Source organism: Nocardioides panacis, from assembly GCF_019039255.1.
Taxonomy (GTDB): domain Bacteria; phylum Actinomycetota; class Actinomycetes; order Propionibacteriales; family Nocardioidaceae; genus Nocardioides_B; species Nocardioides_B panacis.
In genome coordinates, this window is the sequence record NZ_CP077062.1 from 4,494,140 (window position 1) to 4,520,010 (window position 25,871).

Below are 25,871 nucleotides of genomic sequence, written 5' to 3' on the forward strand. Positions count from 1 at the left end.
CCGCGGCGCTCACCGCTGGCGGGAGAGCAGGGCGTCGAGCTTGGCCTCCAGCCGCTCGACGTCGGCCCGGGTGGCCGACTCGGCGCCGGGCAGCAGCGTGGTGACCACCGCCCCACCGGGCTCGAGGCTGACGGTCTCGACGTCGTCGACGCCGTTGGCGTTCTGCCGGCGCAGCGCGGCGTCCACGTCCGCCTGCCGCAGCCCCTCGCGGCGCAGCGCCCGGTGGTCCCACGCCCCGTGCCGGGCGAGCAGCGTCGAGGTTCCCTCCATCAGCCGGTAGGCCCGGTCCGAGGTCAGCGACGCACGCACCACCAGGGCGTTGAACGCGACCAGGACGGTCGCGCCGACGATGCCGCCGAGCAGCGAGTTGTCCGGGCCGATGACCGCGTTCTGCACCACGTTCGACAGCAGCAGCATCACCACGAGGTCGAAGGAGTTCAGCTGGGCCAGGTCGCGCTTGCCGGCCAGCCGCAGCAGCACCGCGAGCACGAGGTAGATCACGATCGTGCGCAGGATCTTCTCGGGCGCGCTGACCCCGAGGCCCATCAGGTCGTTCCACATGCGTCCAGCATGTCCCCTACGCTCGTCGCCATGAGCGCAGGCACGCACGGCATTCCCGAGGCACCCGTCGTCGAGGGCGCCGAGCACGTCCACTCCGGCAAGGTCCGCGACCTCTACCGGCTGCCCGGCGGTGAGCTGCTGATGGTGGCCAGCGACCGGATCTCGGCCTACGACTTCGTGCTGGGGACCACGATCCCCGACAAGGGCGCGGTGCTCACGCAGATGTCCCTGTGGTGGTTCGAGCAGCTCGCCGACCTGGTCCCGAACCACGTGCTGTCGGTCGACGTACCGGCGGCGGTGCAGGGCCGCGCGGTGGTCTGCGAGACCCTCGCGATGTACCCCGTCGAGTGCGTGGCCCGCGGCTACCTCACCGGGTCGGGCCTGCGGGAGTACGCCGCCACCGGCGAGGTGTGCGGCCTGGCGCTGCCCGACGGGCTGGTCGACGGGAGCCGGCTGCCGGAGCCGATCTTCACGCCCGCGACCAAGGCGGAGCTCGGCGACCACGACGAGAACGTGTCGTACGACGCGGTGGTCGGCGAGGTCGGCGCCGACGTGGCGGCCGCCCTGCGGGACCTGACGCTGCGGGTCTACGGCCGGGCGGAGGGCGTCGCGCGCGAGCGGGGCATCCTGCTGGCCGACACCAAGCTCGAGTTCGGCGCCCGGCCGGACGGGACGATCGTGCTGGCCGACGAGGTGCTCACCCCCGACTCGTCGCGGTTCTGGGACGCCGCGTCGTGGTCCCCGGGCCGCGCGCAGCCGTCCTACGACAAGGACATCGTGCGCGGCTGGCTGACCTCCCCGGCCAGCGGCTGGGACCGGACCTCCGGGGAGGCCCCGCCGCCGCTGCCCGACGAGGTCGTCGAGCGCACCCGGTCCCGCTACGTCGAGGCCTACGAACGCCTCACCGGCCGCACCTTCTGACCCGTCGACCCGGGCCCCGCTCAGAGGGTCGGATCGGTCCAGGCCGTCTGGACGACCTCGACCCCGCGGTCCCGGGTGACCAGCTGGGCGCGGCCGGGCACCGACTTGCGGGGCTTGGCCGTGCCGATCAGCGGGCCCTCGTCGGGGCTGCCGGAGAGCAGCACGCCCGGCATCGCCAGGTCGCGCAGGCTCTGGATCACCGGCTCGTACAGCGCGCGGGCGGCGCCGCCGGAGCGCCGGGCCAGCACCAGGTGCAGCCCGACGTCGCGGGCCTGGGCCAGCAGCGGGACCAGCGGCAGGATCGGCGAGCCGGACTGGGTGGCGACCAGGTCGTAGTCGTCGATCACGACGTAGACCTCGGCGCCGGTCCACCAGGACCGGTTCCGCAGCTGGTCGGGCGTGACGTCCGGGCCAGGCAGCCGCTGCTGGAGGTACGCCGCCAGCTCGGCGATCGCGGGCTCGGCCTGCGTCGCGCTGGTGAGGTAGTGCAGCTGGTACTCCTCGGGGACCTCGCCGAGCAGCGAGCGCCGGTAGTCGACGACGACGACCTGCGCCTCCGCGGCGGTGCGGGTCCGCATCACCTCCTGGGCGTAGGTGCGCAGCAGCGCGCTCTTGCCCGAGCGGCTGTCGCCGAACGCCAGCAGGTGCGGCTCGCGGTCGATGTCGAGACCGACGGGCGCCAGGTCCCGCTCGTCGACGGCGAGGTAGACGGTCGGGCCGGCCAGCGACCCGGTGCGCTCGACCTGCTCGCGCAGCCGGGAGAGCTCCAGTCGCTCGGGGAGCAGGCGCAGCTTGGGTCCCTGGCTGCCGCCCCACGCCTTGCGGGACCGCTCGACGAGGTCCTCGACCCCGACGCCGACCGCGTGCGCGTCGGGCTGCCCGTCCACGCGGGGCAGGGCGGCCAGGAAGTGCAGCTTCGAGGCGACCAGGCCGCGTCCGGGACGACCCGTCGGCACCAGCTGGGCGAGCTTGCGGTCCACCTCGGAGTCGTTGGGGTCGCCGAGACGAAGCTCGAGACGGGTCCCGAAGACGTCGCGGATCGCCGCCCGGAAGTCGGCCCAGCGGGCGGCCCCGGCGACCAGGTGCAGGCCGAAGGTCAGGCCGCGCTGGGCGAGCGCCTGCAGCTCCATCTCGATCTCGTCGAAGTCGGCCCGCAGCGTGCTCCAGCCGTCGACGACCAGGAACACGTCGCCGTAGCCGTCGTTGGCGGTGCCCTGTTTGCGCCGCGAGCGGTAGGTCTCGATCGAGTCGATGCCCTCGCGGCGGAAGTACGCCTCACGACGGTCGACGATGCCCTGGACCTCGGCCACCACGCGGCGTACGACGTCGGGCTCGGACCGGGTCGCGACGCCGGAGACGTGCGGCAGCTCGGTCATCGGGGCGAACGTCCCGCCGCCGAAGTCGAGGACGTAGAACTGCGACTCGTTCGGGGTCGTGGTCAGCGCGAGGCTGCTCACGATCGTGCGGAGCAGCGTGGACTTGCCGCTGCGCGGTCCGCCGACCACGGCGACGTGGCCGCCGGCACCGGCGAGGTTCACCCGCATCACGTCGCGGCGCTGCTCGCGGGGCCGGTCGACGATGCCGAGCGGCACGTCCAGGCCCCCGCGGGCCCGCCAGGACGGCGAGACCAGGCCCAGGTCCGGGTCCTCGACGAGGTCGCCCATCAGCGCGTCGAGGGTGTCCGGCACGTCGAGCGGCGGCAGCCAGACCTTGTGCGCCTCGGGGCCGTGGCCGAGCATCCGGTCCACGGCGATGTCGAGCACCGCGCGGGAGTCGACCGGGGCGGCGCTGGCCACGGTCTCCTCGACGAGCTCGGGCTCGAGCTCGCGCGGGGCGAGGACGTGGCCGACCGTGAACGGCAGGATGCTGCGCGCGCGCACGCCGGAGCGGGTGGAGGCCGGCCCGCCCAACCGGGGCGGGGGTCCGGACACGTAGGCGGCCTTGAACCGCAGCAGCGTCGACTGGTCGGGCTTGAGGTAGCCCAGGCCCGGGACCGGCGGCAGCTCGTAGGCGTCGGGGACGCCGAGGACCGCGCGCGACTCCGCGCTGGAGAAGGTGCGCAGGCCGATCCGGTAGGACAGGTGGCTCTCGAGGCCGCGCAGGCGGCCCTCCTCCAGGCGTTGCGAGGCGAGCAGCAGGTGCAGGCCGAGCGAACGGCCCAGCCGGCCGATGGCGACGAACAGGTCGATGAACTCAGGCTTGGCGGAGAGCATCTCGGAGAACTCGTCGACGACGATGAACAGGCTGGGCAGGGGCTCGAGGGGCTCGCCCGCGGCGCGCGCCTTCTCGTAGTCCCGCACCGAGGCGTAGTTGCCGGCCTCGCGCAGCAGCTCCTGGCGGCGCACCATCTCACCGGACAGCGCGTCCTGCATGCGGTCGACGAGCGTGAGCTCGTTCTCCAGGTTGGTGATCACCGCCGAGACGTGCGGCATGTCCGACAGGCCGGCGAAGGTCGCGCCGCCCTTGAAGTCGACGAGGACCATGTTGAGGACCTCGGGCGAGTGCGTCATCGCGAGGCCGAGGACCAGCGTGCGCAGGAACTCCGACTTGCCGGAGCCGGTGGCGCCGATGACCAGGCCGTGCGGGCCCATGCCCTGCTGGGCGGACTCCTTGATGTCGAGGTAGATCGGGGCGCCGGTGTCGCCGACCCCGACCGGGACCCGGAGCCGGTCGCGGGCCGGACGGGGCTGCCAGGCGGCCGCCAGGTCGAAGGTGCGGACGTCGCTGAGACCGAGCAGGTCGTGCAGGTCGGGGGTGCCGGAGAGCGAGTCCTCGCGGACCGGTCCGTCGTTGGTGTGCAGCGGGGCGAGGCGCCGCGCGAACGCCTCGGCGCTGGCCAGGTCGAGCTGGTCGCCGGCCGCCCGGGAGGCGCCCTCGCGCACCCGCAGCGCGGTGACGGCGGCCAGGCCGTCGGGAAGCAGGCCGGGCTCGATGTTCAGCCGCAGCCGGGTGGGGTCGTCCAGCTCGTCCCACCGCTCGGGGAGGTCGAGGACGGTCACCCCGTGCACGCCCTCGTCGGGGATCAGGTGGTTGCCCGGGGGCAGCGTGGCGCCGTCCACCAGCACCAGGACGTGCGGGGCCGCGGCGCGCTGGTCGGCGCCGAAGCGCGGCCGGTCGACGAGGTCCTTGGGCAGCATCGCCGCCAGGTCGTCGAGGGAGGTGGTGACCATCCGGCTGGGGCCCAGCGCGTCGCTGTCCTCGGTGCTCTGGGCGTGCGGCAGCCACTTGAGCCACTCCCACTGCGGGAGCGTCTCGTCGGTGGCCAGCACCGCGACGAGGAGGTCCTCGGGGGAGTGGAACGCCGCCATCGAGCAGACCATCGCGCGGGCCAGCGACCGGGCCTGGCCGGCCTCGCCGGTGACCTCGACGCGGCTGAACGCGCGCAGGTCGAGCGCGGCCGGCAGGTTGGGCTGCACCCGGTGCACCACCAGCAGCCGGTGCAGGGCCGAGGCGGCCACCGGGTCGAGCTGCTCGACGGGGGCGGTCTCGGGGGGCAGCAGCTCGAGCGCGAGCGGCTGCGAGGTCAGGCCGTAGCGGACCTGGAGGTGCTGGGGGCTGTCGGGCGTGCGCTCCCACAGCCGCGTGCGGTCCTCGGCGATCGCCGGCAGCGAGGTGGGCAGCGGGTGGTGCCACAGCAGGCTCCGGCGCTGCTGGGTGGCGGTCTCGCGGACCACCTTGCGCACGCCGCTGAGGTACTGCAGGTACTCGCGCCGCGCGCCGGTCACCTTGGCGGCCCGCTGCTTGCGCTGCCGGTCGATGCTCACCCCGACGAAGCCGAGCGTGGCGACCAGGAACATGCCGGCGGCGATCATGCCCTTGCCACCCGGCTGTGCGGCCGCGACGAACACGATCGAGCCGACGCTGCCCAGCATCGGCAGCGCCATCATCAGCGCGCCGCCCGCGCCCTCGTGCGGTGCGAGCTCCGGAGGCGCCTGGAGGACGAGCTGCCCCCCCGGGCATCGTCGGCGGCTCGAGCTTCTGGCCGCGGCCCAGCGTCGTGGACAAGCGATGACCTCCCCGTCGTCGACGGAGCGGCCGAGAAGTAATCCGACTTGTCTTCGATGTCCGGTTCGACGCTCCGTCGTGCATGATAGTAGGCCGACGACTGCGGGCTGGACGTCGGAAGCCGGAAAGCCACGGGGAGGTCGCAGGTGTCGGCAGGAATCGTCTCGGCGACCATCCGGGTCACGGTGGTCGGCAGCGCCGGCCGGGCCGACCTGGCCGTCCCGCTCTGGGTCGACGTCGACACCCTCGCGCACAGCTACGCCGACCTCGTCGGCGCCTCCGCGCCCCCGCCCCTCACCACCAGCGGCGGCGTGCTGCTGGACGGCACCCGCACCGTCGAGCTCGCCGGCCTGCGCCACGGCGATGTCGTGGTCGCCCTGGACGAGGCCGACGGGCCGCAGCCCGGCCGCCGCCGCCGTGAGGTGCGGCGCGGGCTGTCCGGCGCCTTCGACCGGCAGCCGCTGCTCCTCGCGCTCGCCGCGCTGTGCGGCCTGGCCGGGGCCGGCGTGCTGGCCGCCACCGGTGGCGCGGGTCCGGCCCGGGTCGTCTGCCTGGTCCTCCTGCTCCTGTGCGCCCTGACCTGCGTGGCGCCGATGGCCGGTGCGAGCGGTGCCGCCGCGCGCGCCCGCAGCGCGGCGGCCCCGGCCTTCGCGGCCGGTGCCGGCTTCGTGGCGGCGTACTCCTCGGCGCCGGGCGGCCTGCTGCTCGGGCTCGCCGTCGCGGCCCTGGCGGCCGCCGTCCTCGCCGCGGTGGGCCGCACCTTCCTGGACTCCGAGCACGACGAGCTCGTGGAGATCTGGCTCGCGGTCGCTGCCGCGCTGGCGCTGCTGACCGTGCTGCTGCTGCTCCTCGGCGGCTCGGTGCAGGGCCTCTGGGCGGTGCTGTTCGCGGCCGCCGTCGTGGGCGCCCGCCTGCTGCCGTACACCGTGGTCGACGTGCCGGACCAGGCCCTGCTCGACCTCGACCGGCTGGCGGTGACCGCCTGGTCGGCCCGCGAGCAGCCGCGGGGCAGCCGGCGCCGTCGCAGCATCGTCCGCCTCGACGGCGTCACCGAGGTGGTCCGTCGCGGCCTCCGGCTGGTCGCCGCGGGCACCGTGGTGATCGCCGTCGTCGCCGCGGTCACCGGCCCGCTGCTGGCGCTCGGCGCCGGCCGCGGCCTGCAGGGCCTCAGCACGCTGGTGATGGTCGGCCTCGGCGGTGCCGCGCTCGCGCTGGTCGCCCGGTCGTTCCGCTCGGCCCTGCCGCGGGTGGCGCTGCGGTGCGCGGCGGTCTGGGTGCTCGCCTTCCTGGGGTACGACGTCCTGGACACCTACGGACGCACGGCGGACTGGGTCACGTTCGCCGCGGTGCTGGCACTCGCCCTGGTGGTCACGCTGTCCGCCGTCTCGCTGGGACGCGGCTGGCGGTCGGTGTGGTGGGCCCGGGTCGCGGACCTGGTCGAGGGGCTGTCGATCGTGCTGGTGGTCGCGGCGGTCCCGCTGGCCTCGGGCTTCTACGAGGTGGTACGCGGGTTTACGGCCTGATCAATACGGGAATAACGCTTCTCGCCACGTAGGTGGTGAGATAGTACAGTTTCGGGCGGAAAGTCCAGGCGTCGCTGTGACGGGCGCACAGACAGTCTCGAGCGGGGGCTCGGCTACGCAGCTGACCTTCGAACGGGGGATCGAAAGGAGGCTGGCTAGATGGCCGGCGAAGTTACCAAGCAAGACCAGGCACTGACGCGGGGCGCACAGATGGTGTCGTCCGCGCGGGGTGACCTGGAGCAGCAGCTCAGCGGTCTTCGGGGCAAGCTGTCGGGGATCGGGCAGCAGTGGCGCGGCGCGGGTTCGTCCGCCTTCCAGCAGGTGATGGTCCGGTGGGACGAGGACTCCCGCAAGATCATCTCGGCGCTCAACGAGTTCGAGGCCAACCTCCGCTCGTCCGAGCAGACCTACAACGCCAACGACGAGGCGCAGTCCTCCTCGTTCGGCAAGCTGTCCGGCCGTCTCGGCTGACGCTCGACTCTCGAAGAAACAGGGGAACCCAGACATGAACGCAGGAGAGCTGAAGGTCAACTTCGGCGGCCTGGACGCGGCTGCGGCCGACATCCAGGCGTCCGCCAACCAGATCGAGGGTCGTCTCGACGCCCTCGAGTCCGAGCTCGCTCCGCTCCGCTCCGACTGGACGGGTTCGGCGTCCGCGTCGTACCAGCAGGCGAAGACGAAGTGGGACCAGGGCATGGCCGACATGAAGGCGCTGCTCGCCGAGATCGGCACCGCCGTGACGACCTCGAACAGCGACTACCAGTCGACGGAGAACCAGAACCAGTCCCGCTGGGGCTGACCGAACGACCGTCGGTCCGTCCGGACCGGCACCCGTGGAGCCGGGCGCCTCGCGCGCCCGGCTCCACGCAGGCTCCACCGCACTTCACATGGGGGTAGGACAGATGATTCCGGAGATGGCCCTCGCGGCCGCGGCCCACGACGTCGAGGTCACCATCGACGCCATCCGCCAGATCGCGAACTCGACGCTGACCAAGGCCGAGACCGACGCGTCGCACTCGAGCTCGAGCTTCAAGAACCTGACGCTGGACGTCTCCGCCTTCGGGGCCAGTCCGCTCGGCCAGGAGCTCGGTCACCAGCACCGCGGCGCCCACGAGGTGTTCGTCGAGACGATCGACGGCACCATCAAGGACCTGCAGGACTTCCGGCAGAAGCTCCTCGACGCGATGAACAACCACGAGAGCACCGATGACGCGGCGCAGCAGCTGCTGCTGGGCATCTCGAAGAAGTACGACGGCCACACCTTCCACTCGTCGCGGTCCTACGACCAGGCCCGGCACGACCAGGCCGAGAACCTCACCACCTCCACGACGCCCGTGGACGGCGTTGCTCCGCCCGCCGAGACCGAGACTCCTGCCCCGGCGGACCCGCCCGGTGGCGCGACGTTCTCCTGAGGACCCGAGGAACATGAGCCTTCTCCGTCGTACCCCCGACCGTCGTGCGCGCGTGGCCCGCGCGACGGCGCTGGGGCTGTGCGCGCTGCTGCTGAGCGGGTCAGCGGGGGCGCTGGCCCCGGCCTCCGCCGCGCCGGTGACGCAGGAGAAGGGTCTGAAGACCTGGTGGTACACCGCGCTCGGTCTGGAGAAGGCGCACCGGGAGACCACCGGCAAGGGCGTGAAGATCGCCGTCATCGACGAGGCGATCGACCCCACCGCGCCGGAGCTCCGGGGCGCGAACGTCAAGCTGGGCAAGGACTGTGACGGCAACCGGGTCAAGCCGGCCACCGGGACCAAGGCCGACCACGGGACGGCCGTGACCACGCTGATCTCCGGGACCGGCCGGGGCACCGGCCCGGGCGGCCGGGGCATCCGCGGGGTCGCCCCCGGCGCCGAGGTGACGTTCTACGCCGACGACTCGGACCCGAGCGACGAGCCGGTCGACTGCTTCACGAGCGAGACCTACTCGCTGATGAAGCTCGCCCTCAGCGACCACCCCGACATCATCACCACCTCGCTCGACCTGGGCTACAACGGCTCGATGCGCCCGGTCGTCAAGCAGGCCCTCGACCAGGGCATCGTGCTCGTCGGCGACGCAGGCCAGAAGGGCCGGGTCCTCGTGCCCGGCGTCACCATGACCTTCCCGGGAGCCGTGCCCGGGGCCGTCGCGGTCCTGGCCGGCGACCGGAACGGGCGGGCCTGGAGCCAGAACCCCCGTCCGTTCCGCAGCTTCATCAACGGCAACCCGGTGATCACCGGCCCCGGTGTCGACGTACCCGGCATCGCGTGGGTCCCCGGTGTGGGCTGGCAGTCGGGGCGGAGCCTCACCGGCACGTCCTTCTCGGCACCGATCGTGGCCGGCGCCCTCGCCCTGGTGAAGTCGAAGTACCCCGACGCCACCGGCAACCAGCTGATCCAGCAGCTGATCCACAACCCGTCGTCGGGGAAGTACGCCTGGGACCGCGACTACGGCTTCGGGCTGCTCTCGATGTCGAGGATGCTCGCCACCGACCCGACCGCGTGGCCCGACGTCAACCCGCTGCGCAAGGGGCCCCGCGCCGCACTCGCCGACTACCCGATGAGCAGCCGGGGCGCCTCGGCCTCGGCCTCACCGTCGCCCAGTGCGGCCGAGAGCCCGTCCTCCGACGCCTCCGCGGTGCCGGACGAGACGACCCGCGCCTCGGCGGCGACCGCGGACAGCGGCGGGGTCCCGGTGTGGGTGTGGCCGCTCGGCGCGGTCGTCGTGCTGGCCGGAGCCGGCGCAGGAGTCGCAGCGAACAAACGGGGGAGCCGCTCGTCCACGAGTGGTCGCACCAGAGAGGAAGGCTGACCGAGATGGCAGGCTCTTACGAGGCGAAGCTGGACCAGGCGACGGACGCGCAACCCGTCGTGGTCATGCAGGCCGCGGACACCTGGACCAAGGCGGCCGAGGGTCTCGGCAAGGTGGCCGAGCAGATCGACAGCGCCAGGCAGTCCATCGCCGAGTCCTGGAAGGGCGACGACGCCGACGCGGCGACCGCGGCGTTCACCAGCCTGAGCGCCAACGTGCGCAAGAACCAGGACAGGATGGTGAACGCGAGCAGCTCGCTGAACACCGCCGCGCAGACCCTGATGGACGCCCAGAAGGCCTACAACACCCTGCCCCCGCCTGGCGTCATGCCCGGAGCCGTGCACCCTGGCCTCGACGGCCAGTCCCAGCACGAGGCGCAGATCCAGCACTCGCAGGCCGTCGACGCGGCCGCTTCCGACGATGCTGCGCGTGAGCAGGCCGCGAAGAAGGCCTACCTCGAGCTCAAGAGCGGTCTCACTGACTCTCAGATCCTCATGAACGGTGCCGCTCCGCCGCGCTTCAGCGGCGGTGGCGGCGGTGGCGGCGACCAGACCCTGCCCCCGACCGGCGGACCCGGGTCGGGTCCCTACGTGCCGCTTCCCGGTTCCACCGGTGGGGGACCGGTCGGTCCGTACTCCACGAGCACCAACGGCACCCACGTGCACGCCGAGCTGCTCACCGGCGGCGTCAAGCACGTGCCGGGTCTCGACCCGCTCGTGCACCCGGTCGTCGGAGGGACCACGCACTCCCACGGCGGCATCACCGGGGGCATCACTGGGGGCACCACGGCCGACGGTGTCGTCGACGGGCTCGTCGGTGGCGCGCACGGTGCCGCGGGCGGCTCCGCCCTGGGCACCCCGGGCAGCCTCGGTGGCGCACCCGGAGCCATCGGCGGCTCCTCCGGCAGCCTGGCGGGCGGCGCGGTCGGCGGTCTCGCGGGCATGCTCGGCGGCGCCGGTGGCGCCCTGGGCGCGCTGCGCGGCGGGGCCACCTCGCGCGGCGGCATGCTGGCCGGACGGCTGGGTGGCGCCGCGGGCGCGGTCGGCGGCAAGACCGGCACCGCGCTGGGTGGCAGCACCCGCGCGGGTGCGCTGGGCACCGCCAAGGGCGGCGTCCTGGGCGGCTCGCCGACGAGCACGACGGCCGGCACGGGCACGACCGGGACCACCGGGGGCAAGTCCGCCACAAGCACGACTGCCGGCAAGGGCACGACCGCCGGCAAGGGCACGACCGGCTCCAGCGCCGGCCGGCCCGCCACCACGACCACCGGCGGCAGCGGTGCGGGCGGCCGGGGCACCTCGACGAGCGCCGGTGGCCGGTCGACGAGCAGCCGCTACAGCGCCGGTGCGACCGAGGAGGAGACCGCCGCAGGACGGGGCGGTCGGACCACCTCGGGCAGCGGCGCCCGCTCGGGCGGACGGGCCGGGACCGGGACGGCTGCAGGCGAGGAGCGCGCGGGTGGCCGGGGCACCGGACCCCACGGCTCCACGGGCAGCGGGCGCGACGAGAAGAACGCCAAGCGCAAGTCGATGGTCTTCGAGGACGACGAGGCCTGGCTCGACGACGACGAGGCCGGACCGGACGTGATCAGGTGACCCAGACGTTGACCGGCAGCGCCGGACTGGTGCGGGTGTCGGTGGTCGCCGGTGAACGGCGCGCCGACCTCGCGCTGCCCGGTGCCCTCCCGGTGGCCGAGCTGCTCCCCGAGCTGGCGCGCGCCGTCGGGGTGCTGGACGCGCAGACCGCCTACGGCGGCTACGCCCTGCTGACCTCCGACGGCCGACGGCTCTCGGAGGACACCGGCCTGACGTTCCAGGGCGTCGAGGACGGTGGCGTGCTGACCGTCACCGTCGGCGTCGACGAGGAGTCCCCGCGGGTCTACGACGACATCGTCGAGGCGATGGCCGACGCCGTCGAGAAGGACATGCGCCCGTGGGAGCCCGCGGCCGGCCGCCGTACGGCGCTCTCCACGGCCGCGCTGCTCCTCGGTCTCGGGGCGCTCGCCCTCGCGCTGCAGCGGCCCGACGTGGTGGCCGGCGCGGCCGCCGGCGTGGCCGCGCTGGTGCTCGTCGCCTCCGCGCTGGTGCTCTCCCGCGTGCAGGCCGAGCACGAGGCGGCCGCGACCCTGGCCTGGGCCGGGGTGGCCTACGCCGTCGTCTGCGGCCTGACCGCCGCCCCTGCGGGACCGCTCCTCGAGGCCCCGGCCGCGCTGGCCGGCGCCGGTGCGGTCCTGGTCGGGCTGGTCGGCCTGGTCGGCCTCGCCGAGCGCCGCACGCTGATGCTGCCCGCCGTCTCCGTCGGCGGCGTCGTCGCGGCCGCGGGTGGGGTGCTGACCGTCTCGTCGTTCTCCGCAGGCGCCGTCTACACCGTCGCGCTGGTCCTCGCGGTCGTCGTCGGCAGCGCCCTGCCCTGGGTCGCCCTCGGCACCACCGCGACCCGCGTCGACCAGGCCCACACCGACGCGGACCTCACCGCCGAGCCGCGCGAGGTGCAGCCGGGCCAGGTGCGCCGGGACGCCCGGATGGGTCATGAGATCCTGCTCGCCGTCACCTCCACCGTCGGCCTGCTGGTCGTCCTGGTGAGCCCGCTCGCGGTCAGCCTCGGCGTGACCGGTGCCCTGGTCGTGGTCTGCGCCTGCGTCGTGCTGATGCTGCGCACCCGCCAGTACCGCGTCGGCAGCGAGGTGGCGGCCGGGCTGCTCTGCGGGATCGCCGGACTGGTCGCCCTGGCCGTGAGCGTCATCGTCGAGCAGCCGACCTGGCACGTGGCGCTCGCGCTGCTGCTGGCGATCACCGGTGCCGTGCTGCTGGTCTTCACCCTGGTCCCGATGGCCCCGTCGGTCCGGCGCGGCCGCCTGGGGGACATCAGCGAGCTCGTCGCCCTCGTGGCGATGCTGCCGCTGCTCGTGCTCGCCATCGGCCTCGTCGGCGCGGTTGGCGGCTGACCTTCCTGGGAACAATCGCGACCTTCGTGGCTCCATCCGCACCGGAACACCACCACCTGCACCACGTCACCACCGGCCGAGCACGGCCTTGAGAAGGGGAATCATGAGAAACGGTCGCAGACTGACCGCAGTAGGGATCATCACCGGGGGACTTCTGCTCGTCGGTCTCGCGGCATCCTCCCTGGCAGACGCCACCAGCGGTACGACGGGAACGAGCCTCACCGCGGTCGCTCCCGTCACGGACCAGGCCGCGACGTCCTCGGACGCCGCCGCCCAGGACAGCACCATCCCGGCCAGCGGCGACACCGCGCCGCCGTCGGCCCGCACGCCGGCGCCGTCCCTCGCGCTCGCTGCCGTGGAGTGCTCGTTCCCGGACGACGCGAACTGCACGCCCGACGGGGCCTGCATCCCGCGGGACTACAACGGGAGCGACTCCGGCTGCGGAACCGCGCCGGAGATCTGCATCCCGCAGGACTACAACGGCAACGACCCCGGCTGCGGAACCGCGCCGGAGATCTGCATCCCGCAGGACTACAACGGCAACGACCCGGGCTGCGGCAACCCGCCGCCCCCGGCGTGCGACTCCGCCGACACGGACCCGAACACCCCCGGCTGCCAGACCGACCCCCAGCCGCCCACCTGCGTACCGGTGGACTTCGACCCGTCGGACCCTGACTGCGACCTGCCTCCGGGCAACCCGAACCCGGACCCCACCAACCCCGGCAACGGCAACGGCGGGAACGGCAACGGGAACGGGAACGGCAACGGCAACGGGGGCGGCACCCCGGTCCCGGTCCCGGTCGTCCCGGCCCCGGTCACCCCCGCGCCGAGCACCCCGGTGCCCAGCGGCACCACCGGCGGCGGCAGCCCCACCGGCGGCGGCAACACCGGCTCGACCCCGGCCAGCCACCACGGCGGCACGCACCACAACCAGGGGCCGAGCATCAGCGCCGGCGGCTCGCTGGGCAGCAACGGCTCGGGCGCCGAGGGCACCGTCCCCGGCAGCGGAGGCACCTCGTCCCCCGGGACGTCGGCCTGTGGCGACCCGGCGATCTGCAGCGACAGCGGCATCCTCGGTGTCGACGCCAGCGCCTCGGTCCCGACGACGAGCACGCCGTCCGTCTCCGCCTCGGCCGACGACGGTTCGGTCCTGCCCGAGACCGGCGCCCCCGCAGGCACGCAGGGCCTCCTGGTCCTGGGCCTCGGACTGCTGGTCGCCGGCTTCGTGCTGGTGCGTCCGCGCCGGCGGGCGCTGCACAAGGCCTGAGTCAGCGCCGGGGGGGGCCCGACCGCCGAGCGCGGCCGGGCCCTCCGGTCCCTGATGGACAACGATCGTGGCGAACCGACCCGCTGACGGGTCACGGACAGGTACGAAGGAAGCATGTCGAGCAAGAAGGACCTGGTTGAGGCACACTCCTTCAACCGCCGTCGCCTGATCACCGCGTTCGTCAGCGGTGCACCGGGCGGTCGCGAGGTCGAGCCGGTGCGCTACGGCCGCACGCTGGTGGGCGGTCTCGTCCTGGCCCTGCTCATCGTCGCCGGTGCCGCGGTCGCGCCGCTGCTGAAGCCCGCGCTGCCCAAGGACTGGCAGCAGAAGGGTCTGGTGGTCGGCAAGGAGAGCGGCTCGCGGTTCGTCGCGTTCAAGGGGACGCTCTACCCGGTCATCAACACCACCTCCGCGCGGCTGATCCTTGGCTCCGAGGGCGACTTCGACGTCAACTTCGTGCCCGACGACGAGATCGCCAAGCAGAAGCAGGGCGACACGATCGGCATCCCCGGGGCTCCCGACCTGCTGCCCACCCCCGCCAAGCTGATCCAGAGCGGCTGGAGCGCGTGCACCGGCTCGTCGCAGGGCGTCACCGTCGCGCTCTCCACGCGCGACCAGGTGACCACCAGTCCCGGCAGTGCGTTCGTGGTGACGTCCGGACGGGCCGGCGAGGTGGAGGTCATCTCGGGGGAGCACCAGTACGCGGTCCCCGCGGGTGCTCGTGGCAACGCGGTGCTGCGGGCCCTCGGCCTCGACGGCGACGCCCCCACCACCGTGCCGGGTCTCTGGCTCGACCTGGTCCCACCCGGCAAGGAGCTCGAGCCGTTCACGGTCGACGGCGAGGGCGACACCGTGGACACCGGGGTCAGCGGCTTGGACACCGTGGGCACCCCCGTCAAGGTGGACGGACGGCCCTACGTCCTGAGCAAGAAGGGTCTGCTCCCGCTCACCGACTTCGCCTACACCGTCTACCGGTCCGCCGGTCCCGGCGCCGAGCTGCGGCAGCGTGAGGTGCAGAGCGGCCAGATCTCCTCGCTGCGCACCGTCAACGACCCCGGGGCCCGGCCCTACCCCTCCGACTGGCCGGAGCAGGACGTCACGCCGTTCGACGGCGTCGACGCACCCTGCCTGCTGCTCGACACCGACGCGGACAAGGCAGCCGGCGTCAGCCTGGGCACGCCCCGGACCGACTCGCTCGCCGCCAGCACGGGCCCCGGGATCGTGCGGACCGTGGAGAGCGGGCACGGCGCCCTCGTGCAGGCCACCAGCGGCGGAGTCATCGGTTCCGGCACCACCTTCCTGGTCGACTCCACGGGCACCCGTTACGCCGTGGGCAGCAAGAGCGACGTGCAGGGCGCGCTCTCGGCCCTGGGCTACTCCGCCGACAAGCCGAGGCCGGTGCCGTCCGCGTGGCTCGCGCTGTTCGCCGACGGCCCGGCGCTGACCTCGCAGGCGGCCACCCAGGCGAGCGGCAGCCAGTCGTGACGGTCCGCAGCCCCCGCAGGGCCACCGCGGCGGCGGCGCTGTCGGTGGCGCTGGTCGGCGTCGCCGCCCCGGCTCCGGCCGCCCCGTCGGTGCCGGTGGCAGCCGAGGGGCAGCAGTGCGAGGTCGGGAAGACCCGCTACGTCGCGGAGTCGTCCGCCGCGCTCAGCAGCCTCAGCGTCCCGCAGTCCTGGGCCCTGGCCACCGGCAAGGGCGTCACCGTCGCGGTGGTCGACTCGGGCGTGGACGCCGGGAACGCCCACCTCGGCCGGGCCGTGCTGCCGGGCACCTCGTTCGTGCCGGGTGCCCCGACCGACGACCTGCTCGGCCACGGCACGGGCGTGGCCGGGATCATCGCGGCCCGCTACGTCCGCGGGTCTGCCCTCATCGGGGTGGCGCCCGAGGCCAAGATCCTGCCGGTGCGGGTCTTCCAGGACGAGGACTCCACCGGGACCCAGCCGGTCGCGTACCCGCCCGACACCGGCCGGATGGCGGCCGGCATCGCCTGGGCGGTCCGCCACGGCGCCGACGTGGTCAACGTGTCGATGAGCACCCGCCCCAGCGATGCCGCGCTGCCGCGGCTCAAGGCCGCGCTCGACCTCGCGCACCGCAAGGACGTGGTCGTCGTCGCGTCCGGGGGGGAACCAGGACCAGGACGCCCCGTTCGCCCAGGTCCGCTACCCCGCGGGTGGCCGGGGCGTGATCGGGGTGGCCGCGTCGAGCGGCGTGGGCGAGGTGGACAACTGGTCGATCCACGGGCCGCAGAACGACGTGTCCGCGCCGGGCTCCGAGGTGCTGATCGCGTTCCACGCCAACGGCGACTGCATCGCCGGGCAGGACCACGCCTACACCAGCTGGGCGACCGGCTTCGTCAGCGGACTCGCCGCCCAGCTCCGCGAGCGCTACCCGAAGGAGTCCGCGGACCAGATCGCCTACCGGATCATGGCCTCCGCCGACCGGCCGCGGCTCTCCGAGCGGGACGACGTGCAGGGCTGGGGCGAGATCCGGCCCTACTCCGCGCTCACCATGTCGATCGACCCGAACCGGCCCGGCCCGCCGCTGCCCGGTGCCGCCGCCGGTCCGGAGCAGGCCGCGGTGACGTCGCCGGTGACCCCGCTGGCCGCCCGCAGCGACCCGCTCGCCCCCGCCCGCGAGCAGGCCCTGTGGTGGGGCCTCGCCGCGGTCGGGCTCTGCGCCCTCGCGCTCGTGGTGCGCCCGTGGCTGGGTGGGGTCAGGCTCGGGCGTCGTACGACGCGCGGCCGGCGTCGCCGCACCCCGGACGTGGTCTGAGGGAAGGCGTCAGCCCTCCATCTCCTCACGCAGCCGGACCTGCGCCGCCCGGGCCTCGAGGTCCGCCTCGACGACGTCCGGGTCCTGCTGGGCCTGGGCGGCCATGAGCGGCAGGTTCCGCTGCAGGTCGTGCCGGGCCCGGGCGGCGCTCGGGTGCGTGTCGCGGCCGGACAGGACGTCCTCCCAGGTGGTCTCGCGCAGGTCGATGCGCTGCTGCAGGCGCTGGGCGTCGCGTCCCAGCTCGCCGTCGCGCGCGGCCTTCACGCGGTCCTCCTGGCGCTTGTCGCGCTCCTGCTTGAACTTCTCGTGCTCCTGACGGATGGACGCCGCCATCGAGCGGAGCGACGAGACGGCGTCCGCGGTCTCGCGACGGGAGCTCTCCAGCGCGGCGCGGAGCCGCGGATCCTGCTCGGGCATGAGCTGCTGCCTCCTGGCTGGTGGGTGGATCGACGTACCGCGGACCGGTGGGTCAGCCGAAGCCGTGCTGGCTGGTGTCGTCCATGTGGGTGCCGGCCCGGGTGCTCTCCACGACGTTCCCGAAGTCGAGCACGGTGTCGGCGGCGTTGAGCGCGACGTTGACGTAGCGGAGCACGGTCACCACCGCCTTGACGGCGCGGGTGAACTTCTCGATCGCCTCGATGCCCCGGTGGATCAGGTTGATCACCTTGCGGGCCTTGCCCGGTGCGCTGAACGCACCCTTGGCCCAGCCGAGCGGCCCGGAGGCGGCGTCCAGCAGGAGCTCCTGGATCACGTCGTTGACGAAGCTGACCGCTGCGGCCACCACCTCCGCCGTGGCCTGCGCGACCTCGAGCACGTGTCCCAGCTGGTCCTGGATGTGCTGCGAGGCCTCCTTCTGGCCGTCGTGCATGTCCGCGATGTCGTGCAGCCGCCGGCCGGCCGCGTGCGCGGCGTGGCCGGTCCACACGGACGGGAGCTGGTCGGCGACGCCGTCGTAGTTGTCGGCGATCGCGCCGACCGCCGACCCGACGTTGCCCCACGCCTTCTGCATCGACGCCAGGGCGTTGAAGTCGCCGGCGATGGGCTCGAAGAGCGCCTCGAGCATGCTCCAGCCGGTGAGCTGGTCCACGGCCCAGTCGATGGAGCTGATCAGGAAGCCGCACTGGTCCTTGAGGCCCTCGATGTACTCGCCCATGCCGCCGTCCGGCTGACCGCCGCCGACGGGGGAGCTCGCGTCGTACGTCTCCGAGATCGTCATGGCCGCGCCCAGTCCTGCGCGCTGCGGTCCTCGGGCTGGTCCTCGTAGTCGTCGTACTCGCCGAGGTCCTCGTTGGTCTCGTGCAGCTGCTCGGCACCCGCGACCACGTCGTCGACGTTCGCGACCACGTCGGCGACCTGGTCGTAGGCGCCCTTGTAGGTGCCGGCCGTGCTGAGCACGTCCTGGCGGTGGTGGTAGTCGGCCGAGTCGCCCTGGCGCTGGTCGCTCGCCGCCTCGTGACCTGCCTGGGTCGCCTCCGCCGGGGTCCGGCCGCCGGCGATGGCGTCGTCGTAGGCCCGGGTGAACGCGCCGGCCTGCCGGTCCTGCAGGGAGTCGTAGACCCGACCGTCGGCGACCGAGTCCACGTCACGCTGGGCGTGGCTGAGCGCCTCGGCGGGCGTCATCCCCTGGGAGCGGTACTCCAGGTAGTCGTGGCGGGTCTGCGCGTCGCGGACGTAGGCGAGGACCTGGTCCTTGGCGTAGGTGCGTGGTGACAGGCCGGGTGCCAGCGTGCTCGGGTCGCCGGGGGCGACGCGGTTGACCGGTTCGCTCATCCAGGGCGGCAGCTTGGCCAGCCCGAACGGCTCCCCGTCCTCGCCGGGCGGGACGGCGCCGGCGGGACAGCTCGGGCCCCCGGGCGTGGTGGCGCCGCTCCCCGGGGCGACGTACGGCGGCAGCGCCATCTCGTCGCCGAAGAGCTTCTCGAACACGCGGTGGGAGGAGCGGTCGGACTCCAGGTAGTCGTCCCTGCAGGCGGTGAAGGTCTCGGCGACGGTGTCGGCGACCTTCTTCGAGGTCCGCATGCCTTGCTGGGCGTTGTGCACCGTATCCCGGTAGTTGCCCTCGAAGATGTTCAGCACCCCGCGGAAGGCGTCGAAGCGCGAGCACGCGCTGTCGACGTAGTCGGACACCGCTGCGACGTGGTCGTGCTGTCGTCTGCCCACCTCCGCCGCGGCGGTCAGGCTGTCCGGATCGACGTGGAACTGAACCATGGTTGAACTCCCCCGTGACGTCTACCGCGGGCAGTCTTCCCGGCGCAGCCGCGCGTGAAACCTGACGGCGTCAGGACTCGTGGGTGGGCGGCAGGGCGTCGCGCTCGGCCTGCTCCTTCTGGTAGCGGCGCTCGAGGCGGTCGCCGAGCTGCGCCTTCTGGCGCTGCTCCTCGGTCTCCCAGTCCTTGGACCGGTCGCGCTTGAGGTAGGCGACCAGGGCGGCGCCGAGGCACACGACGAGCACGACAGCGACGAAGATCCAGGTTCCCATGGGTGAGACCTTCCCGACCGGGCGGCCGGTGAAACGTCAGCGGAGAGCGCGGGCGCGCCGGAGCGAGCGGAGGTAGCCCACGGTGATCGCCGGCCACAGCACGAGGCAGACCAGTCCAGCGGCCAGGTAGCCCGGCGACGTCCTGGACGGTGACTCCCAGCCTCCGTCCTGCCGGTAGACGTCGACGCGGTCGCCCGGGCCGGGACCGAACAGCTGCGGCTCGGCGTAGAAGCTGCCGGTGCGGCCGTCGGCCAGCCGGAAGGTCAGCACCGAACCGGTGTTGCGCGTCGTGCGGGTGCGCGAGGCGGAGCTCCGGTCGACGACGGTGGCCGGCAGCACCCGGGTGCCGGCGGGGACGTCGTGGTGATCGACGTACATCCAGACGGGCACCACACCGCTGAGCAGCGTGAGGGCGACGCACGCCACGACGGCGCCGGCGACGCCGCGGCGGGGTGCGGCCGGCCGGGGTACGTCGGGCAGCGACGCCAGGTCGACGACCGACCCGTCGGCACGTTGCACGACGCGGGCCCCGCGGCCCCCGCCGGGACGCTCGAGGACCTGGCGCGCGTCGGCTCCCGGGTCGCGTGGGCGGTCCCGCCGGAGCGACCGGGCGAGCAGGCCGAGGGCGACGAGCACGCCGAGCGCCGCGGCTGCCATCGGGAGGAGGTCCACGCCCGCCATGCTCTCCTCGCGGACGTGCCGCGAAACGTCGGGAGGACCCGCCCTAGACTGACCCGAGTCGTTCCCCCCCACCCAGGAGTAACCGTGGCCCGAGTCGTCGTCGACGTCATGCTCAAGCCGGAGATCCTCGACCCGCAGGGCAAGGCGGTGCAGGGCGCCCTGCCGCGGCTCGGCTTCGAGGGGGTCAGAGAGGTGCGTCAGGGCAAGCGCTTCGAGCTCGAGGTGGACGGCGAGGTCACCGAGGAGCGGCTGGCCCAGCTGCACGAGATCGCCGAGAAGTTGCTGTCCAACCCGGTCATCGAGGACTTCGAGGTGCACGTCTCGTGAAGGTCGGCGTGGTCACCTTCCCGGGCTCCCTCGACGACGTCGACGCCCAGCGCGCGGTCCGGCTCGCCGGCCACGACGTGGTCACCCTCTGGCACCGTGACCACGACCTGCAGCAGGTCGACGCGGTCGTGCTCCCGGGCGGCTTCTCCTACGGCGACTACCTGCGGTGCGGGGCGATCTCCCGGTTCTCCCCGCTGATGACGGAGATCGTCGCCGGCGCGGAGGGCGGGCTGCCCGTGCTCGGCATCTGCAACGGCTTCCAGATCCTCTGCGAGTCCCACCTGCTGCCCGGGGCGCTGGTCCGCAACCAGGCGATGAAGTTCATCTGCCGCGACCAGAGGCTGCGCATCGAGAACACCGGCACGCCCTGGACCGCGTCGTTCACCGCGGGCCAGGAGATCGTCGTGCCGCTGAAGAACGGCGAGGGCTGCTACGTCGCCTCCGAGCCGACGCTCGACGAGCTGGAGGCCGAGGGCCGGGTCGTGGCCCGCTACCTGGGCGCGGACCCCAACGGCTCGATGCGCGGCATCGCCGGCATCACCAACGCCCGCGGCAACGTCGTCGGGCTGATGCCGCACCCCGAGCACGCGGTCGAGGAGGGCTTCGGCTCCGGCGTCGACGGACTCGGGTTCTTCCGGCTCCTCGAGCAGCTCGTCGGCTGACGCTGTCGGTGGCGGCTGCCACCTTGGGTCAGGCGGAGTAGGCCTTCGCGATCAGCTCGTAGGACAGGGCGCGCTCCGCCGCGTCGTGGATCTGCGTGGTGATGACGAGCTCGTCGGCGTCCGCGTAGGTGCGCCGGCGCTCCAGGTCGTCGCGGACCTGGCCGGGCGTGCCGACCGACATGAACCGCCGGCGCTGGGCGGCGAGCTGGAGCTCCTGCTCGCTCCAGTCGTGGGCGGCCGCCTCCTCGGGGGTGGGCAGCGGGCCGGGGCGGTTCTGCATCAGCCGCACCATCGAGAGGTCGTTGGCCCGGGCGAGCGCCTCGGCCCGCTCCTCGGTCTCCGCGGCGATCGCGGCCACCCCGAGGATCGCCCGCGGCTCGGCCAGCCGGGTGGACGGCTCGAAGCGCTCCCGGTAGCCCGCCACCGCCTCGGCCGGGTCGGCCGACCCGAAGTGGCCCGCGAACGCGAACCCGGTGCCGAACGCGGCAGCCGCGTGGCCGCCGTACAGCGACGAGCCGAGGATCCACAACGGCGGCAGCGGTACGTCGTCCGGGATCGCGCGCAGCGGGGCGAAGGGATGGTCGTCGGGGAAGCCGTCGACGTAGGCGAGCAGCTCGGACAGTTGCTGGGGGAACTCCTCGGACTCGACGCGGCCGCGCCGCAGCGCGTAGGCGGTGAGCTGGTCGGTCCCGGGGGCCCGGCCCAGGCCCAGGTCGATCCGGCCGGGGTGCAGGCCCTCGAGGACCCGGAACGACTCGGCCACCGCGAGCGGAGCGTGGTTCGGCAGCATGATGCCGCCGCTGCCGACGCGGATCGTCCGGGTCGCCGCGGCCACCGTCGCGATCATCACCATCGGCGCGCTGCTCGCCACGCTGCCGATGTTGTGGTGCTCGGCCAGCCAGTAGCGCTGGTAGCCGAAGGACTCGGCGGCCCGGGCCAGCGCGACGGTCTCGTGCAGCGCCGCCGAAGCGGGCCGCCCGGACGGGATCGGCGAGAGGTCGAGCACGGACAGCGGGACGGTCGTCGGCAACGGGGTCACGTGTACTGCGAACGCCGCCGGGCGCCCGCGGATTCCCGGGACCCGGCCCGCCGGCTCAGCCGAAGGTGACGCGCAGGACCTTGTCGGTGCCGCCGCCGTTGCTGGTGGTCAGCCACAGCGACCCGTCGGGCGCCCGCTTGACGTTGCGGATCCGGCCGAACGTCCCGTGGAAGTAGCGGGTCTTGCGGCGCAGCCCGCGACCGTCGATGTCGACCGACCAGAGGCACTCCCCGCGCAGCGCGCCCACCCAGGCCCGGCCGTGCAGCGTCGTGACGCCGCTGGGCGAGCAGTCCGCGGGGTGCCACTGCACGAGCGGGTCGCGGAACCCGCCGGCCCGGTCGGTGCCCTCGACCCGCGGCCAGCCGTAGTTGCGGCCCGGGAGGATCCGGTTGAGCTCGTCCCAGGTGTTCTCGCCCAGCTCGCTGGCCCAGAGCCGGCCGCTCGCGTCGACGGTGATGCCCTCGACGTTGCGGTGGCCGAAGGAGTAGACCCGGTTGCCGAACGGGTTGCCCCGCTGCGCCGTCCCGTCCGGCTTCAGCCGCAGCACCTTGCCGGCCAGGGACCCCTTGTTCTGGGCCAGGGCGCTGTTGCGGGTGTCGCCGGTGGTCGCGAACAGGCTGGGGTAGCTCGTGAACCAGAGACCGCCGCCGTTGTGCGTGGAGTCGCTCGGGATGCCGGTCAGGATCGGGTGCGGCGCGCCGGACAGCCGCCCGTCGACGTACCGGATCCGGACGATGCGGTTGTCGCTCGGGGTGGTGAGGAAGAAGTACACCCACCGGTCGCGGCTGAACGTCGGGGAGACCGCCACCCCCATCAGGCCGCCCTCGCCGCCGTCGTTGTGGACGTCGGGCACCACGCCCGCCACCGTGGCCCCGCCGCCGGGCCGGACGTGCAGCACCCGGCCGCTGTTCCGCTCGCTGACCAGCGCACCGCCGCCGGGCAGGAAGTCGAGGCCCCAGGGGTAGTCCAGGCCGGTGGCCAGCGTGCCGCCGAGGCGGGGACGGGCGTCGGCCGGTGCGGCGGCAAGCGCCGAGCCGGTGACCGCAGCGGGCGCCACGAGGCCCGCCTTCAGGACGGTACGACGTTCCACGGGGGGCCTCCGAGCGCGTTGTGCTCACCGTAGCCACCGCCCACCAGCGCTTGACCCCCGACCCGATCCACCGGGTTCTCCCCGGTCCGGTCCAGCCTGGGGTCGCCCGGAGCCGGCACCGGGGGAATCTGACCGATTTAGCCGCGTTCCGCCGCTTGTGCCCCTAGCCTGGTGGGGATGGACCGAACGCTCGCGGGTTCTGGCACGTCGCGGCCCGGCCGCGCGCCAATCACGGGAGGCACGACGCGACACCGGTCGCCCGAGGGGAGCACGCCATGAGCTCCGCGACGGCGCTGCCCTTCGACGGTCCCGGGCGCCCGGCTGTCGAGGCGGACGAACCCGCGACCCCCTCCACGATCCCCGCGGACGTCGCCCAGCAGGTGCCGGCGGCCGTCTACACCGCATGCACCGGTGCCGACGGGGCCTGGCTCTACGCCAGCCCGCAGATCGAGGCCATCTTGGGCTACGGCCCGCAGGAGTTCGTCGACGACCCCGGGCTCTGGGCCCGCCTGCTGCACCCCGAGGACCGGGACTGGGTCCTGGCCGACGAAGAGGCGGCCCACGCACCGGAGGTACGCCGGTCCTACGCGGAGTACCGCCTGATCGCCCGCGACGGTCGCGTGGTCTGGGTGCTCGACGACATCACGGTGCTGCACGAGCCCGGCCACGGCTCGGTGCAGCACGGCCTGCTGTTCGACATCACCGCCCGCAAGCGCACCGAGCTGCTGCTGGCCGAGCAGGCCGCGCTGATGGAGCACATCGCCCGCGGCGGGACCCTCGCGGCCACCCTGCAGGCCCTGGCGGACTCGGTGCTCCGGGTGACGGGAGCCCAGGGCTGTGCGGTGGTGGTGGACCCCGTCGACGACGGTCACGACCGCGACGTCCGCACCTACGTCGCCGGCGCGACGTACCTCGCCCCGACGGCCGCCACCGAGCGGCTGGCGTTCGCGGACCTCGACGGGGTGCCGCTGGGACACCTTGTCCTGCTCGGGCTGCCGGCCGGGCCGGACCTTCGGAGCGAGAGCGGGGCGCCGGCGGTCGGGTGGGCCGGCCGCATCGCGGCCCTGGCGGTGGGCCGCTCCCGTCAGGAGCAGCGCGAGGCCCGGTCCTACTCGCTCCTGGAGGCCACGTTGGAGTCGACCGCCGACGGCATCCTGGTCGTCGACGGCGCCGGCCGGATCGCCGACTTCAACCGCACGTTCAGCCGCATGTGGAACATCCCCCCCCGGAGCTCGTGCAGGCCGGTGACGACGACGCGATGCTGTGCTTCGTCAAGGCTCAGCTGCGGGATCCGGAGGACTTCATGCGCGAGGTGCGCCGGCTCTACGCCCATCCTGAGCTGTGCAGCGACGAGGAGCTCGTCTTCGCGGATGGGCGCGTGTTCCAGAGGTACAGCCAGCCGCAGCTGCTCGACGACGTGCCGGTCGGACGGGTCTGGAGCTTCCGGGACGTGACCGACTACCGCAAGCTGGAGACTGAGCTCAGGCACCAGGCCCACACCGACGCCCTCACCGGACTGGCCAACCGCTACCGGTTCATGGACCAGCTGTCGGGTCTTGCGGTCGGGGACGCCGACGGGGTCGCCGCAGGCCACGCCCTGATCCTCATCGACATCGACGACTTCAAGACCGTCAACGACGGTCTCGGCCACGTCGCGGGTGACGCCGTCCTCGTCGCCCTGGCCGAGCGCGTTGCGGACTGCGTCGGCGCGGGCGATGTCGCGGCCCGGCTCGGAGGCGACGAGTTCGCCGTCCTGCTGCGGGACGCACGGGACGCGAACGGCGCACGCGCCGTCGCCGACCGCATCATCGAACGCCTCGCGCGCCCCGTCGACCTCGAGGGGCGCCGGCTGTCGATCCGGGCGAGCATCGGGATCGCCCTGACCGACGACGTCACCCCGGCCCTCGACCTGGTGCGCAACGCGGACCTGGCGATGTACACCGCGAAGCGCGACGGGGGCGCCTGCCACCGGGTGTACGTCGACAGCATGCACGACGCGGCCATTGCCCGCCTCGACCTGACCGCCGACCTCGACCGCACCCTGGAGGAGGGCGGACTCGACGTGGCCTACCAGCCCGTGGTCGTCCTCGGCACCGGGGCCGTCACCGGCTTCGAGGCGCTCGCCCGCTGGCAGCACCCGGTCCTGGGCGCGATCTCCCCGGCCGAGTTCATCCCCCCTGGCCGAGGAGACCGGCCTGATCGACCGGTTGGGACACTTCGTGCTGTCCCGGGTGTGCGCCGACCTCGCCGCGTGGCGGCACGAGCTCGGCCCCGACGCCGTGCCCGTGGTGAGTGTGAACCTGTCGCCCCAGCAGCTCGCCGACCCGCACCTGCCAGGCCTCGTGGGCGAGGTCCTGAGGACCACCCGGGTCCCCGCCGACCGGCTGTGCCTGGAGGTGACCGAGAGCGGGCTCGGTGGTTCGGACGCCGAGGTGAGCCAGGCCCTCCGGAAGATCCGGGACCTGGGGGTGCAGCTCTCGCTCGACGACTTCGGCACCGGCCACTCGTCCCTGTCGCGGCTCGGCGGCTATCCCTTCGACGTGGTGAAGATCGATCGCAGCTTCGTGTCCCGGCTCGCCGACGGGGTCCAGGACCGCGCGGTCGTGGAGGCGGTCCTGCGGCTGGCCGCGGCCTTTGACCTGGACGTGGTCGCCGAGGGGGTTGAGACCGTGGAGCAGGCGGACATCCTCGCAGCGCTCGGATGCGAGCGCGTCCAGGGCTTCCTGTTCTCGCGCCCCGTCCAGGCCGAGGCCGCCCTGGCCCTGCTGCGCTCCGCGACCATCTTCCGGCGCTGACCGGGAGGTAGGCGGTCCCGG

The 25,871-nt window shown here is 73.6% G+C and carries 24 protein-coding genes and 2 pseudogenes; 17 read left to right on the forward strand and 9 right to left on the reverse strand.

The features are described 5' to 3' along the window. Positions 1-9 precede the first annotated feature (9 nt). Positions 10-561: a DUF421 domain-containing protein gene (locus KRR39_RS21930; protein ID WP_216939491.1), complete on the reverse strand. Its 552-nt coding sequence runs from the start codon at positions 559-561 to the stop codon at positions 10-12. Between the two features lie 30 nt (positions 562-591). Between KRR39_RS21930 and KRR39_RS21935 the strand changes: the two genes are divergently transcribed. Then, the gene (locus KRR39_RS21935; protein WP_216939492.1) at positions 592-1,482 is read left to right on the forward strand and encodes a phosphoribosylaminoimidazolesuccinocarboxamide synthase; all 891 of its coding nucleotides are present in this window, start codon (positions 592-594) and stop codon (positions 1,480-1,482) included. Positions 1,483-1,502: 20 nt separating this feature from the next. Here the strand turns inward: KRR39_RS21935 and eccCa are convergent, their stop codons facing one another. Further along, positions 1,503-5,369 (reverse strand): type VII secretion protein EccCa, encoded by a 3,867-nt coding sequence (gene eccCa, locus KRR39_RS21940; RefSeq protein WP_254185341.1) that lies wholly within the window; start codon positions 5,367-5,369, stop codon positions 1,503-1,505. Between the two features lie 264 nt (positions 5,370-5,633). Between eccCa and KRR39_RS21945 the strand changes: the two genes are divergently transcribed. The 11 genes and pseudogenes from KRR39_RS21945 (at position 5,634) to KRR39_RS25320 (ending at position 16,777) form a co-directional block, all read left to right on the forward strand. Further along, positions 5,634-7,010 carry a ubiquitin family protein gene (locus tag KRR39_RS21945; RefSeq protein WP_216939493.1) on the forward strand — a complete coding sequence of 459 codons (1,377 nt, stop codon included), beginning with the start codon at positions 5,634-5,636 and terminating at the stop codon, positions 7,008-7,010. A gap of 159 nt (positions 7,011-7,169) precedes the next feature. Beyond that, entirely contained in the window at positions 7,170-7,481 is a 312-nt protein-coding gene (locus tag KRR39_RS21950; RefSeq protein ID WP_216939494.1) for a WXG100 family type VII secretion target, read from the forward strand. Positions 7,482-7,515: 34 nt separating this feature from the next. Beyond that, on the forward strand, positions 7,516-7,809 hold the full coding sequence (locus KRR39_RS21955; protein WP_216939495.1) for a WXG100 family type VII secretion target: 294 nt from the start codon (positions 7,516-7,518) through the stop codon (positions 7,807-7,809). A gap of 115 nt (positions 7,810-7,924) precedes the next feature. Beyond that, on the forward strand, positions 7,925-8,422 hold the full coding sequence (locus tag KRR39_RS21960) for a hypothetical protein (protein ID WP_216939496.1): 498 nt from the start codon (positions 7,925-7,927) through the stop codon (positions 8,420-8,422). A 13-nt stretch (positions 8,423-8,435) separates the two neighbouring features. Continuing rightward, positions 8,436-9,794, forward strand: coding sequence for a S8 family peptidase (locus tag KRR39_RS21965; protein ID WP_216939497.1), 1,359 nt, complete (start codon positions 8,436-8,438; stop codon positions 9,792-9,794). A 5-nt stretch (positions 9,795-9,799) separates the two neighbouring features. Continuing rightward, positions 9,800-11,389 carry a hypothetical protein gene (locus KRR39_RS21970; RefSeq protein WP_216939498.1) on the forward strand — a complete coding sequence of 530 codons (1,590 nt, stop codon included), beginning with the start codon at positions 9,800-9,802 and terminating at the stop codon, positions 11,387-11,389. Continuing rightward, entirely contained in the window at positions 11,386-12,738 is a 1,353-nt protein-coding gene (gene eccD / locus KRR39_RS21975; protein ID WP_216939499.1) for a type VII secretion integral membrane protein EccD, read from the forward strand. The genes KRR39_RS21970 and eccD overlap by 4 nt, the downstream gene beginning before the upstream one ends. 103 nt (positions 12,739-12,841) lie before the next feature. Then, entirely contained in the window at positions 12,842-14,005 is a 1,164-nt protein-coding gene (locus KRR39_RS21980; protein ID WP_216939500.1) for an LPXTG cell wall anchor domain-containing protein, read from the forward strand. A gap of 114 nt (positions 14,006-14,119) precedes the next feature. Further along, a complete protein-coding gene (eccB, locus tag KRR39_RS21985) occupies positions 14,120-15,490 on the forward strand; it encodes a type VII secretion protein EccB (protein WP_216939501.1) in 1,371 nt (456 codons plus the stop codon). A gap of 239 nt (positions 15,491-15,729) precedes the next feature. After that, a pseudogene (locus tag KRR39_RS26390) lies at positions 15,730-16,065 on the forward strand (S8 family serine peptidase); the annotation flags it as partial. Next, on the forward strand, positions 16,052-16,777 hold the full coding sequence (locus KRR39_RS25320) for a S8 family serine peptidase (RefSeq protein ID WP_302053524.1): 726 nt from the start codon (positions 16,052-16,054) through the stop codon (positions 16,775-16,777). The pseudogene KRR39_RS26390 and the gene KRR39_RS25320, both read left to right, overlap by 14 nt. 9 nt (positions 16,778-16,786) lie before the next feature. Here KRR39_RS25320 and KRR39_RS21995 read toward each other — a convergent pair whose 3' ends face one another. From KRR39_RS21995 to KRR39_RS22015, 5 genes are all read right to left on the reverse strand, one after another. Next, a complete protein-coding gene (locus tag KRR39_RS21995; RefSeq protein WP_216939502.1) occupies positions 16,787-17,194 on the reverse strand; it encodes a hypothetical protein in 408 nt (135 codons plus the stop codon). A 52-nt stretch (positions 17,195-17,246) separates the two neighbouring features. Then, positions 17,247-17,993, reverse strand: coding sequence for a hypothetical protein (locus tag KRR39_RS22000; protein ID WP_216939503.1), 747 nt, complete (start codon positions 17,991-17,993; stop codon positions 17,247-17,249). Next, positions 17,990-18,985 carry a hypothetical protein gene (locus tag KRR39_RS22005; RefSeq protein ID WP_216939504.1) on the reverse strand — a complete coding sequence of 332 codons (996 nt, stop codon included), beginning with the start codon at positions 18,983-18,985 and terminating at the stop codon, positions 17,990-17,992. Before KRR39_RS22005 ends, KRR39_RS22000 begins: the two co-directional genes overlap by 4 nt. Positions 18,986-19,055: 70 nt before the next feature. After that, positions 19,056-19,256: a hypothetical protein gene (locus tag KRR39_RS22010; protein WP_216939505.1), complete on the reverse strand. Its 201-nt coding sequence runs from the start codon at positions 19,254-19,256 to the stop codon at positions 19,056-19,058. A 36-nt stretch (positions 19,257-19,292) separates the two neighbouring features. Then, on the reverse strand, positions 19,293-19,928 hold the full coding sequence (locus tag KRR39_RS22015) for a hypothetical protein (RefSeq protein WP_216939506.1): 636 nt from the start codon (positions 19,926-19,928) through the stop codon (positions 19,293-19,295). 93 nt (positions 19,929-20,021) lie between these two features. Here KRR39_RS22015 and purS point away from each other — a divergent pair, with 93 nt between their 5' ends. Together purS and purQ are read left to right on the forward strand one after the other, a co-directional pair. Continuing rightward, entirely contained in the window at positions 20,022-20,264 is a 243-nt protein-coding gene (gene purS / locus KRR39_RS22020; protein ID WP_216939507.1) for a phosphoribosylformylglycinamidine synthase subunit PurS, read from the forward strand. Continuing rightward, complete coding sequence (purQ, locus tag KRR39_RS22025) at positions 20,261-20,926, forward strand: phosphoribosylformylglycinamidine synthase subunit PurQ (RefSeq protein WP_216939508.1); 666 nt, start codon at positions 20,261-20,263, stop codon at positions 20,924-20,926. The genes purS and purQ overlap by 4 nt, the downstream gene beginning before the upstream one ends. Positions 20,927-20,954: 28 nt before the next feature. On the opposite strand, the gene KRR39_RS22030 is transcribed toward purQ, so the two are convergent. Together KRR39_RS22030 and KRR39_RS22035 are read right to left on the reverse strand one after the other, a co-directional pair. Next, entirely contained in the window at positions 20,955-21,965 is a 1,011-nt protein-coding gene (locus tag KRR39_RS22030) for an LLM class flavin-dependent oxidoreductase (RefSeq protein WP_254185345.1), read from the reverse strand. 55 nt (positions 21,966-22,020) lie between these two features. Beyond that, positions 22,021-23,055, reverse strand: a complete 1,035-nt coding sequence (locus KRR39_RS22035) for a PQQ-dependent sugar dehydrogenase (RefSeq protein WP_216939509.1) — start codon at positions 23,053-23,055, stop codon at positions 22,021-22,023. A gap of 275 nt (positions 23,056-23,330) precedes the next feature. Here KRR39_RS22035 and KRR39_RS22040 point away from each other — a divergent pair, with 275 nt between their 5' ends. From KRR39_RS22040 to KRR39_RS25325, 3 genes and pseudogenes are all read left to right on the forward strand, one after another. Continuing rightward, complete coding sequence (locus KRR39_RS22040) at positions 23,331-24,509, forward strand: PAS domain-containing protein (RefSeq protein ID WP_216939510.1); 1,179 nt, start codon at positions 23,331-23,333, stop codon at positions 24,507-24,509. After that, positions 24,506-25,213: pseudogene (locus KRR39_RS26395) on the forward strand (diguanylate cyclase domain-containing protein); the annotation flags it as partial. The gene KRR39_RS22040 and the pseudogene KRR39_RS26395, both read left to right, overlap by 4 nt. A gap of 19 nt (positions 25,214-25,232) precedes the next feature. Next, on the forward strand, positions 25,233-25,850 hold the full coding sequence (locus KRR39_RS25325; RefSeq protein WP_302053605.1) for an EAL domain-containing protein: 618 nt from the start codon (positions 25,233-25,235) through the stop codon (positions 25,848-25,850). The last annotated feature ends 21 nt before the right edge of the window (positions 25,851-25,871 follow it).

Excerpts from the sequence above, each read along its gene's own strand:
- KRR39_RS21930 (WP_216939491.1), bottom strand. The coding sequence starts at position 561 with ATGTGGAACGACCTGATGGGCCTCGGGGTCAGCGCGCCCGAGAAGATC.
- KRR39_RS21935 (WP_216939492.1), top strand. The coding sequence starts at position 592 with ATGAGCGCAGGCACGCACGGCATTCCCGAGGCACCCGTCGTCGAGGGC.
- eccCa (WP_254185341.1), bottom strand. The coding sequence starts at position 5,369 with ATGATGGCGCTGCCGATGCTGGGCAGCGTCGGCTCGATCGTGTTCGTC.
- KRR39_RS21950 (WP_216939494.1), top strand. The coding sequence starts at position 7,170 with ATGGCCGGCGAAGTTACCAAGCAAGACCAGGCACTGACGCGGGGCGCA.
- KRR39_RS21955 (WP_216939495.1), top strand. The coding sequence starts at position 7,516 with ATGAACGCAGGAGAGCTGAAGGTCAACTTCGGCGGCCTGGACGCGGCT.
- KRR39_RS21960 (WP_216939496.1), top strand. The coding sequence starts at position 7,925 with ATGGCCCTCGCGGCCGCGGCCCACGACGTCGAGGTCACCATCGACGCC.
- KRR39_RS21965 (WP_216939497.1), top strand. The coding sequence starts at position 8,436 with ATGAGCCTTCTCCGTCGTACCCCCGACCGTCGTGCGCGCGTGGCCCGC.
- KRR39_RS21970 (WP_216939498.1), top strand. The coding sequence starts at position 9,800 with ATGGCAGGCTCTTACGAGGCGAAGCTGGACCAGGCGACGGACGCGCAA.
- KRR39_RS21980 (WP_216939500.1), top strand. The coding sequence starts at position 12,842 with ATGAGAAACGGTCGCAGACTGACCGCAGTAGGGATCATCACCGGGGGA.
- eccB (WP_216939501.1), top strand. The coding sequence starts at position 14,120 with ATGTCGAGCAAGAAGGACCTGGTTGAGGCACACTCCTTCAACCGCCGT.
- KRR39_RS25320 (WP_302053524.1), top strand. The coding sequence starts at position 16,052 with ATGCCGCGCTGCCGCGGCTCAAGGCCGCGCTCGACCTCGCGCACCGCA.
- KRR39_RS21995 (WP_216939502.1), bottom strand. The coding sequence starts at position 17,194 with ATGCCCGAGCAGGATCCGCGGCTCCGCGCCGCGCTGGAGAGCTCCCGT.
- KRR39_RS22000 (WP_216939503.1), bottom strand. The coding sequence starts at position 17,993 with ATGACGATCTCGGAGACGTACGACGCGAGCTCCCCCGTCGGCGGCGGT.
- KRR39_RS22005 (WP_216939504.1), bottom strand. The coding sequence starts at position 18,985 with ATGGTTCAGTTCCACGTCGATCCGGACAGCCTGACCGCCGCGGCGGAG.
- KRR39_RS22010 (WP_216939505.1), bottom strand. The coding sequence starts at position 19,256 with ATGGGAACCTGGATCTTCGTCGCTGTCGTGCTCGTCGTGTGCCTCGGC.
- KRR39_RS22040 (WP_216939510.1), top strand. The coding sequence starts at position 23,331 with ATGAGCTCCGCGACGGCGCTGCCCTTCGACGGTCCCGGGCGCCCGGCT.